Here is an 11,226-nt window from a genome sequence, read left to right on the forward strand (position 1 = left end):
AATATCTTCCCGCTCTCCCGCGGCATGAGCCCGTGGCATGCTTCGGCCCAATGCTGTGGATTGATGTTTCTTCATGCCACAACCTCGCTGACGAGACCGCCGAAAGCCCCTTCAAAGCGGTCGGTGGCGATCTCTCGCAGCTTTGGAAGGTAGTGCATTGATTTTTCGTGGAATGGGGACCCTGTTTAAAGGGTGATTTTCGTCCAAACGGGACCCCTTAACGATGGGGTCATCAAGATGCCTCCGGCTTGATCGGAGGCATTTGTGTTTTGGATGTTGGTTTTAGAGACGATTGCAAAGATACGTCGGCTGTCGCTGGTCCAGGGGAAGTCGATCAAAGCGATCTGCCGTGAGCTGAAGATCTCGCGCAAGGTGGTGCGCAAGGTCCTGCGTTCTGAGGAGACGCAGTTCCGCTACGAGCGCAAGCACCAGCCCTATCCCCGCATGGGAGCTCGGCGTGAGACGCGGGACCGGCTGCTGTCGGCGAATGCGGCCAAGCCGCAGCGGGAGCGGCTGCCGGTCGCTTCGACGGCTTCCATTGCATTCCCCCGTCGGTGTCGAAGACCTGCACGGTGCGCTTCGACAACAACAAATACTCGGTGCTGTCGAGTGCCGTCGGTCGGCCCATCGAGATCCATGCTTATGTCGATCGGATCGCATCCGCCAGAGGATGGCGTGGTCGTGGGAGAACACGTTCGCTCCTTTGGCCGCAACGAGGTCGCCTACGATCCCTGGCACACGGCGCGCGCCGTTCCTTGGCTGGGTCGTGCGGTCGGCAATGGAGAAGGTGCGGCGCAGCTCAAGGCGGTTGATGACGTCGACCGGCAGATGGTGTTGATCCTCACCTGGGTGCTGACCGACGGATTGAGCGCGGTCGAGGCCGCCTGTCAGGAAGCCATCGAGCACGGTGCATCGTCGGCGCCGGTGATCCTCAACATCCTGGCCCGCAGCCGCGATCCGGCGCCGGGCACGATCCTTTCCATTCCCCAAGCGCTGAAGCTAGCTCACGAGCGGTCGCCGACTGCACCCGCTATGACAGTCTCAGGAGGACAAACAGCCATGGAACGCACCGAGGTACTGGAACTGATGGGAGCGCTGAAGCTCTACGGAATGCGCAGAGCCTATGACGAGATCATGGGCGCGTCGCCATCAAGCGACGGCACGAGCCGCCCAGGATTGTCGGTGATCTCTTGCAGGCCGAGATATCGGAGAAGCAGGCCCGCTCCATCAAATACCAGTTCGCTGTCGCCAAGTTGCCGCTGGCCAAGGACATCGACGACTTCGACTTCGCCGACACGCCGGTCACCCCCTGATGCGCGATCTCGCCCGGCCGCGCCTTCGTCGCCGATCAGCGCAACATCGTCCTGGTCGGCCGCCTTCACGGGTCACCCAACTCGCGCGGAAGGTCGACCGCATTGCGACGGGCGCGTGTCGACTTCCCAACAATGTCAGACAGGAGACGCAACGCTATCGGAGCGATCGCATTGCCCGAAACGATTTTCCCAGTTGGCACGACAATTGCGGTCCTATGCGCAAAAGCAAACTAGACCTGAGAGCCGCACCGCATGAATGTAGCCTCCCAATATCTGCCGCTTGTGGCGCATCACGAAGCCGGGCACGCGGTGGCCGCCATCGTTTTGCACCGTCAGACGTTCGACGACGACCGTGAACTCCCTGCTTTCTCAAGTGTTAGTATTTACCCCGACGTCGGTGACGGAGAGTGCGGTGGTGTTGTCGAAGGCGCGGGTTTTTATTCAGCGCAAGGATTCACCTCGAAGCGAAAGCCGATTTTCGAGGACGATATGGATCGATGTTTGGAACGCGATGATGCGATCCGGGAGATAGTTGCGTGTCTGGCAGGTCCTTTTGCAGAATCCGCATTCGAAGGCTATCTGGACCCGCGCGATATGGCGATGAATGCGTCCGATGGGAATGAGGGGAGCAGCGACTACGCGGATGCCAAGCGAATCTATGGTGAGTTGCGGTTCCTGATGCCGCGCCGCCCCGATTGGGGGCGGATCGAAGATTGCACGGCCCGGCTAGTACTCGATCACTGGTCGGCCATCGAAGCATTGGCCGCGCATTTGCTGGTCAAGCATGCTCTCCAATTCGATGAGGCTCTGACGATTGTTGCGCCGCATCTTCCGCCCATGCCAGCAGCTACGCCGCCAGAGCGTCATCCGCAGCCTGCTTGATCAGCCATTCGATGTGATTTGACCACATCTGCAACACCTCGCGCTTCTCCTTGACGTTGCTATAGAGATTGTAGATTTCGCCAATGTCTGTCAAGGACGCCGCCTTGTGATTCAGTATGTGCTCGATGACGTGTGGCAATACCTGCCGCCTGCCGAGATTTGTCGCGAGCGTCCTGCGCAGATCGTGAAGGGTCCAGTTCTCCAAAGCCACCCCGTCAGTATTGACCTTGCCGTCTAGAGCCTTCTTGCCCTTCGCGTAGCCTGAGAAGTGGCTTCTTTCGTTGCCCCTCGCAGGGAAAAAAACGTGTCATTGGTCTTCGGTACCGTCTGGGGGACCGACACCGCCAGTGTGGACAGCGGAATAAGCGTAGGCTCTTCGTTCTTCGTGCGGTCACCCGATAGTTCCATGTTCCGGCTTCAAGGTTGAGGACCAACGCATCGCGGCAACTTCCGTACGCCTCTGTCCGGTCAGAATGAGCAGCTTGACGATGGAGCCGAACGAATAGCCGATATCGCCCGGTTCGGGCTCACAGCCCGTTCATATAGCCGCCAGTTCGGCATCGTTCACCACTCGCTTGCGCTTGACGATCGGGGCCGGATCCGGATTTTCCAATCCCTCGCGGGGAAACCGCGGATGAGCCGTTGCGGCGGTTTGCGACACCAGTTGAAAAATGCCCGCATACACCAGAAGGCCGTGTTAGCCGCTTGCGGGTGACCCCCGGCGACGATCTTCTTGGTGATGTTAGCAATGTCGGTGTCGATCACATGGTGGATAGAGCGACTCCCGAGGGCAGGCACAAGATACCGGTTCAGGCTGGCCTCGACCAGTGCGGTGTTTTGAGGGTCGTTACTCGGCGGCCTGGAGGTGACCGCCATCGCCGTCCTCGGTATCGTCAGCGCTGATATGCGCCTGATCGGCAAGGAAGGCTGGCAGTTCCGATGGAGCTATGCTGGAATTTGGGTGACGAGGCTGATCAAGCGGCGCTCTGCGGCTTCGTTTCGATGACCTGGATTCCGTCCAGGAACCTGGCACCTGCGATGAGTTTCGGCAACTGATTTTGTCCTTTCAATCGTCGCCACTTCCTGGCCGCGGCCAACAGCTTGAAGACCATCAGCTGGGCGGTTTTCGAGGATAGCGAGCCCTTGGTACGCACCGTGCGATAGCGAACGGTTGCAAAGACGCTTTCGATGGGATTGGACGTTCGCAGATGATCCCAGTGTTGGGCGGGGAAATCGTAGAGCGCCAGCGACGCAATATGATCTTTCGTCAGGCAGTCGACCGCCTTGGCATACGCCTCGGCCTCCATCTCGATCGCATGCGCAAGCAATTTGCGCGCGCCGCTGCGAAGTACATCCGTCAGGGTATCATCGATTTCGTCGGGCTGACGAAGGCGAACAATGTGTTGATAGTCTCGTTCATGGCGTATCACTCTCCTTGAGAGGTACTGGCAGGCTTCATCACCCGCCTCGATACGCCGCTCTCCTCAAGCCGCCATCATCCAGTTTCCGCCATGGCTCCCCCTGATTGATCCGCTTCACCTGTGCAACTGCACAGGCTGCCCTAGCGGGGAGATTGGCCTCCAATGGCGAAAGCTTGCCGCAGGAGACCCTCCGATGACCGTGCCTATGGCGCCGCCGCTACGACAACTTGCCGACAAGCAGCGTGCGATCCACTGCCGCGCTACTGCGCCTTCAAGGGACGTCTGGATCGCGACGCAGGAGCCGATGACCGTTACGGGATCAATTCCAGGTCGCGCTGGCCGTCGCTGTGCCAGTTCGACGGTCTGGTGGCAATTTGGGCACATCTTCTGTCGCCGACAGTGGCGATGGCTGACGCTTCAACGAAACGGGGTCTTCGACGTCTGCTGCCTTCGCCGATGCTTTGCGAAGTGGCATAATGTTTCGACGCACGCAGGCGCGGGCAGGGGATGTCAGTCATGAATCTCCTGACTGGCGCGGATCAGGCCGATTGGCGGGATGAAAGATCATACGACTACACCGCTGGCCTGACGCTGCGGGAGTGGGCTTGGGAGTTCTTACGCCGCAATCCAGCGTTCCAGCGCGATCTGACCGCTGCGCGCCAGCATTGCAAGACTTGGTCTCTCCAATCCTTTCTCGATATGGTCGCGTCGGCCGGCGACCTGTCACGCTGGGGTGTTCTGTTTCGCGGAGTCTTGTGGCCGCGCTTCGGTCGTATTCTGGTGTCCGCTCTGGTGCGTCCATGTGCTGCCGGTCATTGCGGAACGGTTGCCTGCCTCGTCGCCGACACCGCCGTTCGAACTCTCGGCATTGCCCTGTCGTGCAATCGTCCTGCTGGCGCCCGACAAGAGCCAGCATGTTCTTCTTCGCAATGCGGACCACGCGCTGCAGCTCGCCGTCTCGGGCGCGAATATCCTCCACCCTGTTTGCCTGCATACGCAAGCCATCTGGCCCGCGGTGCTTTTAAAGCATCGACTGAGGGGACTGGAGTGCCTCAATGCTCTCAGTCTAGGGCAACAGTTGCCCCCCCGCTTGTTTGCGCCGGAAAAGCGCGGCGTTCGTTTGTCCTTCGTTCTTCGTGCGCTCGACGGTTCGCTCGCCGGAGCACCTCATCGCGAGCTCGCCGAAGTTCTCATCGGTCAACGGCGCGTCCATGCCGACTGGGCGGATCCTCGCGATCATCTGCGCGACCGCATCCGTCGGGCCGTCTCGCGTGGCCGCGCGCTCATGAATGGTGGCTACAGAGATTTCCTAATTTGAAAAGCGACAGTCCGCGCTGTGCGTCGGTGGATGAACGTTCGCTCGCAGCTGTACCCGTCACCAACAGTTCGCCCGCCGACAGGACTGCATGGCGCCTTGCAAGTGCGCTCTGGTCTAGCTTGTCGATGCCGAAATGAGATGGGCGAGGGTGCCAAGGCGGTGGTTCATTAGGGCCGGCCTCGACCTGGACGCACATCATTGGTCGGAAAGCGGCGTGCACCGCAATGTCGCCATAGCAGCCAAGATCCTTTGAGGCCGGACCTGCAGTCCTGTTGGACCGGCGGGTGCAACAATATGGAGGGATCTGAGGCCTCACACCGTTCCCTGGTCGACAGCTCGGTCAACATAGCACCCACCGCTTGATTATGGAAATGGTGTGCCTGGAGTGCAGCGAGTAGCGGCTTGCTGCGCACTGTCCTAAGAATAGCAGTCATGACCCGTCTGGGGTTCTGCAACACGACGATTCAACCGCTTGGGCATTGTCGCATATCCCACAATGTAGAATGCGCAACAGGGCAAAAGCTGATCCATCGGCGGTTTATCAATGCTTTTTGGCTTGGCACGGCACATGCAACGCAATCGGCAAAAGGCGCACGAACTGAGTGGCCCATCGGCCCTAGGAGCGCTGACTTATGCCCTCCCAAGGCATGTCCGGCCCGACAGCGAGCTCAGTCTCCTGCCGGGCATCCGTGTTTCAGGTCAACGGCGTTTGGAACTTCCAATTAGGTGGCGGCATTGACCGCAGGCCGCCCCCCGGTGGGGCGGAGAGACAGTGCAGCAGGTTTCAAATCCCGCCCATGCAAAGATATTTCATTTCCAGATAGTCCTCGAGGCCATGACGGGAACCCTCCCGCCCGATGCCGGATTGTTTGATCCCGCCAAACGGTGCCGCCTCCGAGGACATGCGTCCCGTGTTGATGCCAACCATGCCATATTCCAGAGCCTCTGCCACACGCCAGACCCGCTTCAGGTTTGAGGCATAGAAGTATGCGGCGAGGCCGTATATCGTGTCATTGGCCTCGCGCACGACCTGATCCGCATCGTTGAAGCGAATGATCGGCGCGAGCGGCCCGAATGTCTCCTCTTGCGCGACTGCCATGACGCTGGAAATCTCGGTGAGGACCGTGGGTTCGAAAAACGTGCCATTCTTGCCGATACGCTGGCCCCCGCATCGTATTGTGCCGCCTTTCGCAATGGCATCTGCGACGTGAGACTCGATCTTGGCCAGAGCATGCTTGTCGATGAGCGGTCCGATGTCCACTCCGGCATCGAATCCGTCGCCAACCGACAAGTGCCGGATTCTTTCCACGAATTTCTTGACGAACTCATCGTGAACGCTCGATTGGACGTAAATGCGGTTCGCGGAAACGCAGGTCTGGCCGGCATTGCGGAACTTCGCCTGGACCGCACCGTCAACAGCACCGTCAATGTCGGCATCATCGAAGATGATGAAAGGTGCATTGCCGCCGAGTTCAAGGCTGACCTTCTTGATCTGGTCAGAGCACTGACGCATCAGCAGCCGTCCGACCTCGGTCGAACCGGTGAAGCTGATCTTTCGAATCTTGGAATTGGTGCAGAGTTCACGGCCCACGCGATCACCTTCGGACGCATAGATCAGGTTGACCACGCCATCGGGAAAGCCGGCCTGATGGGCGAGGGCGAACATTGCGCCAGCCACGAGCGGCGTCTGTTCAGCGGGCTTGAGCACGATTGTGCAGCCCGCAGCCAAGGCCGGCGAGATTTTGCGCGCCACCATGGAGGCCGGGAAATTCCATGGCGTGATCGTGCCAACAACGCCGATGGGCTGCTTGATCACTAGCATTCGGCGGTCTGTCGAGGGTGCCGAGATCGTCTCGCCATAGACGCGATTGGCCTCCTCGGCATACCATTGCAGATACGCCGCCGCATGCGATACCTCTGAAATGGCTTCGGCAAGCGGCTTGCCCATTTCCGCAGTCAGAATCGCGGCGAGATCGCCTGCATGGTCGATGATCAGCTGATGCCATCGCCAAAGAACGTCGCTACGTTCTCGGGCCGTCAACGCGGCCCATCCCGACTGCGCAACATAGGCCTTGTCTACCGCAGCACGTGTCTCCTCCACGCCCATATCGGGAAGCTCTGCCAAAACTTCGCCGGTCGACGGATTGACGACCTCGAACGTCTTATTGCCAACTGGTCTGCCGAGTGCCGGCAGGCGGTCGATGGCTCCAAACAGGTGCGGGGATTTCAGACGGCGGATCATCGGCAGGCACAGGGGCAATACCGGATTCCTCCTCAACGCAGCGAACATCCAGGTCGACAGGCCGTCAGTGTGTATTCTGCACCAGTGGGTTCGTCGTAGGGCCTCGGCAAAGCAGCTGGTAGACCACGCTAGCCCGATGAAAAGACAGCAGTTTCGTTAGTTTGAGTGCCCGCGGTTCATCAATTGATGGATTAAGCAGTCGGATGTTTGCTTCATCCACCATGCCTGCTGGTGGCATGCGACTGAATTCTGCAAAAAGGCGGCATACATGCTGAGGAGCGCCATTTCGGCGAGAGGCCGCCGGACCGCCAATGCCGCGCAAGGTCGGCGAAAACGACTCCGCGCGTCTGCATGATCTGCTTGGCCCACGGGCCTCCACATTCGCTCTTCCCACGAGAAGCCCCGATGAAGAAGGAAGGTGAGATGAGTTTCTTTACTCATCCTTGCCGCCCAGCGGCGGGCCGACCACCAAAATGGCGGGCTCGGCCGAAAGCAGCTTTTTGGCCGCCGCCTTGACCTGTTTGAGCGTCACCCGACCGATGCTGCGGGCGCGACGCTGGTTGTAGTCGACGTCGGCCTTGTGAATCTGCAAATCCAGGAGCCGGTCTGCAATCGAGCGGGTCGAGCCCAGTTGGTCGATGGCATAGGCGCCGATCAGGTGCTTCTTCGACGCCTTGAGCTCGGCCCCGGTCGGTCCTTGCTGCGCCATCTGCTTTACCACATCTCGCACGATGCTCAGTGTTTGGGCAGCGCAGTCCGAGCGTGTCTCTGTCGTAACCAGAAGCGAGTCAAGGGTTAGTTCAGAGCTGACGTGATAGGCAAGGCCGCGTTTTTGACGTACCTCCTCGTAAAGGCGGGAAGTCAAGTATGAGCCGCCAAGGATGTCGTTCAGCAGCACGGCCGCGTAGAAATCCGGCGCGCTAGGCTTCACGCCAGGCCAGGCCAACGTCAGCGAAGTCTGCGGCAGGTCGTAGTTCTCCTCCACCAGTTGACCGAGTTTCGGCGCGACATCGTAGACGGGGACGAGGGTTTGTTGCTCAGGCAAATCACCAAACAGCTGGTCAAGCCTTTCCCTCAACGTGTTCGCGTCAATGTCACCCACCACGGCAATATGGAGCCCGTCGCGAGCGAAAATGGCCTGGTGGAAGGCGCGGAGGTCGGACGGCGTGATGCCGGGCAGGCTCTCTTTTGTGCCTTCTCCCAGCCTTGAACAAGGATGCGCGCCATAGATCGCGCGCAGCCATTTGCGCTGAGCGATGGCGTTAGGGTCTCGCTCGCTGCCGACGATGCGGGAGACAATCTCGGCGCGGACGCGATCGATCGGCCCCTGCTCGAAGCGCGGCGCGTTCAGCGCGAGCCGAAGCAGGCCGAACGCCGCGTCCTGCTTTTTGGAAAGCATGCACATCGATCCGTAGATGTCGTCGCTTTGCGCGTCCAAACTCATTTCGGCGCCGGCATGGTCGAGCTTCACCTGGAAGGCACCGCTGTCGTAATGGCCAGCGCCTTCGATGAACAGGCCGGCCATCAGTTTGGCCATCCCCTCCTTCCCGACCGGGTCCTGCTTGGTGCCGCCCTTGAAGGCAAAGCCGATGTTGACGATTTCCACTGTGTGGTCCTCCACCAGCCAGGCGATGATGCCCTTTTCGGACTTCACCTCCTGGATGTTCATCGCAGCATGGGGCCGAGCGCCGAGCGTCATCTCTTGATTCTCCGTCTTGGGCAAGAGATAGCCCGTGGTCGAACGGTCGAACGCGAGATAGCGGGCGGCAACTGCTTTGATTTGCTCGGGGGTAACCTTGCGGATGCGATTCGGCCGTTCCTCGACATCCTTCACGGTACCGCCGGTGGCCAGCGTCGAGCCGTAGATGCTGGCGAGCCAGTCCAGGTTGTCTTCCGCAAAGATCATATTGAGCAAATAGTGGTCCTTGGCCTTGCCTAGTTCCTCGTTGCTGACACCATCCTCGGCAATGCGGGCAACTTCGGCAGCGGCCGCCGCTTCGAGATCAGCCAGCTTGGCATCGCCGCGCGGTGCGCCATAGATGGCGAACTTGGTGTCGTCGAGCATAGTGCCCTGGAAATAGACGCGGGCGCTGGAAGCGATACCTTGCTGGACAGCGAGCGCCTGGTAGAGCCGGCCGCGGTTACCGCCGCCGAGAATTTCGGCCAGCAGGTCGAGCGCTTCGGCCTCGCCCGGCTTGGCGGTGTGGTAGGACGGCACCACCCACTGCGTCGAAAAACTGGGCACGCTGACGCGGGCGTCTGAGAGCGTGACGGTGCGCCTGGTGTTCTGCTCGGGCTCAACCGGCCGGATGCGCGGCGGCAGGTCAGGTCCGCGCGCCACCTTGCCATAGGTCTTTTCGGCCAGCGCCCGCACCGTGTCCGGTTCGACATCGCCGGCCACGATCAGCACGGAGTTGTTGGGCCAGTAGTACTTTTCATAGAAGACGGTGGCGTCGACGCGGTTCAGCTGCTCGATCTCCTGCATCCAGCCGATGATCGGGATGCGATAGGGGTGGTTCTGCCACAGCGTCGCGTCGATCTCCTCATGGAGAACGTCCTGCGGGTTGGTGTCGGTGCTTGAGCGGCGCTCCTCGATGACCACATCGCGCTCGGTCTTGACGACATCGTCGGTCAGGATGAGGTTTCGCATTCGGTCGGCCTCGAAGCTCATCATCAGCTCGAGCGCCGACGGCGCCACTGTCTGATAGAAGGCGGTGTAGTCGGAGGAGGTGAAGGCGTTGTTGGAGCCGCCGATCTCGAACACTGCGCGGTCGAATTCGCCGCCCGCATGGTTGGTCGTCGCCTTGAACATCAGATGCTCGAAGAAATGGGCGATGCCGGATTTGCCCGGCGGCTCGTCGGCGCTGCCGATCTTGTACCACACCATGTGGGTGACGATCGGCGCCCGGTGGTTGGGAATGACGACCACCTCCATGCCGTTGTCGAGCACGAAATCCCTCGCCTTGCCGTCCTCCCATGCGACGGGGATCGGAGCCGGCCCCGCGCCGACCAACTCGGACGCAACGGACGTCCTGCGAAGCCCATGAGTGCGGGGCTTGCTTGGTAGTTCTGGTAGGGAGAGTGGGGTTATGGGCTGCGTTCCTGGCAAAGTGATCTGTTCCTCATTTTGAAGGATCTATGTCTCCCGAACGCCTATTGGGAGAAAGTGGATCGGCACGCGACGCCGAGCCACATGAGCCGTCAGCGTGTTGCTGGGCCTGACGCGAGCCTCATCTTTGGATGCGTCCGGGAAACTTTCGGCATGGTGAGGCCATGGGAAGTCTGCTCGTTATCCATTGGGTGTTTGCGGATACCTGAGCATGCCCCGTGCCAAGTAAGAAAGCCCCGATTCGCAAGGTTTGATCCAACCTTGATACTTGCGATATCCGACATTGTCGGGCATCCGACAGAAAGCGCCTTTCGCCGGCGCGCCGGCTATGACGCTCGCCTCCTCCGGCGTGACGACGATCCTTTGGCGGGCGCCGCGCACACCGATCTGCCCGCCTATCAGCACCGCGACATCGAAGGACAGCGCGATCGTGACTGGATGGGTCTTACGCAAACATGCAGCAGTGCCACCGCGATCAGGACTTCATCCGCCCCACAAAGACCCGAGCGCGAGGGACGACGTGTAAGGCAACATGTCATCCTCGATAATGATGCCGCGCATAAAGAGGTAAGGTCCCTCGTCGTACCGGCGAGCCCCTTCGCTGGGTCTCGCGAGGGTCTGGTTTGCGAACGTCGACCGACAGCATCACGGCATGGGCGGCCCCATCGGTAGGCAAGCATTGACCGTGCCATCAGCGTTGAGGCAGCGCAGAGCCCAATTTCCCGGTGCCAGCCGGTACGTTGGAGCTTCAACTGTGGCCAGCCAAGCGGGCCGAGGCCGTGAAACTCCTGATACCCTGGACCGTCCGGATTGCAACGCACGACGCCTTGGTCTCGCGCCAACGTCCATTGACGCTCAGCGAAGCATCATGCGGACGAGCTGGGAAAGCTTGGCCGGGCCGGCGCCTTCCCAGGCGCATGGGACGCGCGACGACCCATGTG

The 11,226-nt window shown here is 60.3% G+C and carries 6 protein-coding genes and 3 pseudogenes; 4 read left to right on the top strand and 5 right to left on the bottom strand.

Annotation, left to right across the window (positions count from 1 at the left end):
- Positions 1-515 precede the first annotated feature (515 nt).
- The 3 genes and pseudogenes from CK227_RS37535 to CK227_RS29375 form a co-directional block, all read left to right on the top strand.
- A pseudogene (locus CK227_RS37535) lies at positions 516-1,049 on the top strand (IS21 family transposase); the annotation flags it as partial.
- Between the two features lie 10 nt (positions 1,050-1,059).
- Positions 1,060-1,373 (top strand): annotated as a pseudogene (locus CK227_RS37540) (ATP-binding protein); the annotation flags it as partial.
- Positions 1,374-1,565: 192 nt separating this feature from the next.
- On the top strand, positions 1,566-2,195 hold the full coding sequence (locus tag CK227_RS29375; RefSeq protein WP_063169279.1) for a hypothetical protein: 630 nt from the start codon (positions 1,566-1,568) through the stop codon (positions 2,193-2,195).
- Here the strand turns inward: CK227_RS29375 and CK227_RS37890 are convergent.
- Together CK227_RS37890 and CK227_RS29390 are read right to left on the bottom strand one after the other, a co-directional pair.
- Positions 2,161-2,289 (bottom strand): hypothetical protein, encoded by a 129-nt coding sequence (locus tag CK227_RS37890; RefSeq protein WP_135907184.1) that lies wholly within the window; start codon positions 2,287-2,289, stop codon positions 2,161-2,163. The two genes, CK227_RS29375 and CK227_RS37890, sit on opposite strands and share 35 nt — an antisense overlap.
- Positions 2,290-3,169: 880 nt before the next feature.
- Entirely contained in the window at positions 3,170-3,625 is a 456-nt protein-coding gene (locus tag CK227_RS29390) for a transposase (RefSeq protein WP_256748481.1), read from the bottom strand.
- A gap of 793 nt (positions 3,626-4,418) precedes the next feature.
- On the opposite strand from CK227_RS29390, the gene CK227_RS29395 reads away from it, so the two are divergent.
- A complete protein-coding gene (locus CK227_RS29395) occupies positions 4,419-4,934 on the top strand; it encodes a DUF2285 domain-containing protein (protein WP_224570032.1) in 516 nt (171 codons plus the stop codon).
- Positions 4,935-5,718: 784 nt separating this feature from the next.
- On the opposite strand, the gene CK227_RS29400 is transcribed toward CK227_RS29395, so the two are convergent.
- From CK227_RS29400 to CK227_RS29410, 3 genes and pseudogenes are all read right to left on the bottom strand, one after another.
- On the bottom strand, positions 5,719-7,194 hold the full coding sequence (locus CK227_RS29400; protein WP_095769043.1) for an NAD-dependent succinate-semialdehyde dehydrogenase: 1,476 nt from the start codon (positions 7,192-7,194) through the stop codon (positions 5,719-5,721).
- Between the two features lie 415 nt (positions 7,195-7,609).
- Positions 7,610-8,875, bottom strand: a complete 1,266-nt coding sequence (locus tag CK227_RS29405; protein ID WP_128311092.1) for a pitrilysin family protein — start codon at positions 8,873-8,875, stop codon at positions 7,610-7,612.
- A gap of 9 nt (positions 8,876-8,884) precedes the next feature.
- Positions 8,885-10,189: pseudogene (locus CK227_RS29410) on the bottom strand (pitrilysin family protein); the annotation flags it as partial.
- Positions 10,190-11,226 lie beyond the last annotated feature (1,037 nt).

The organism is Mesorhizobium sp. WSM4308 (assembly GCF_002294905.1).
Taxonomy (GTDB): Bacteria; Pseudomonadota; Alphaproteobacteria; order Rhizobiales; family Rhizobiaceae; genus Mesorhizobium.

Excerpts from the sequence above, each read along its gene's own strand:
- CK227_RS29375 (WP_063169279.1), top strand. The coding sequence starts at position 1,566 with ATGAATGTAGCCTCCCAATATCTGCCGCTTGTGGCGCATCACGAAGCC.
- CK227_RS29405 (WP_128311092.1), bottom strand. The coding sequence starts at position 8,875 with ATGACGCTCGGCGCTCGGCCCCATGCTGCGATGAACATCCAGGAGGTG.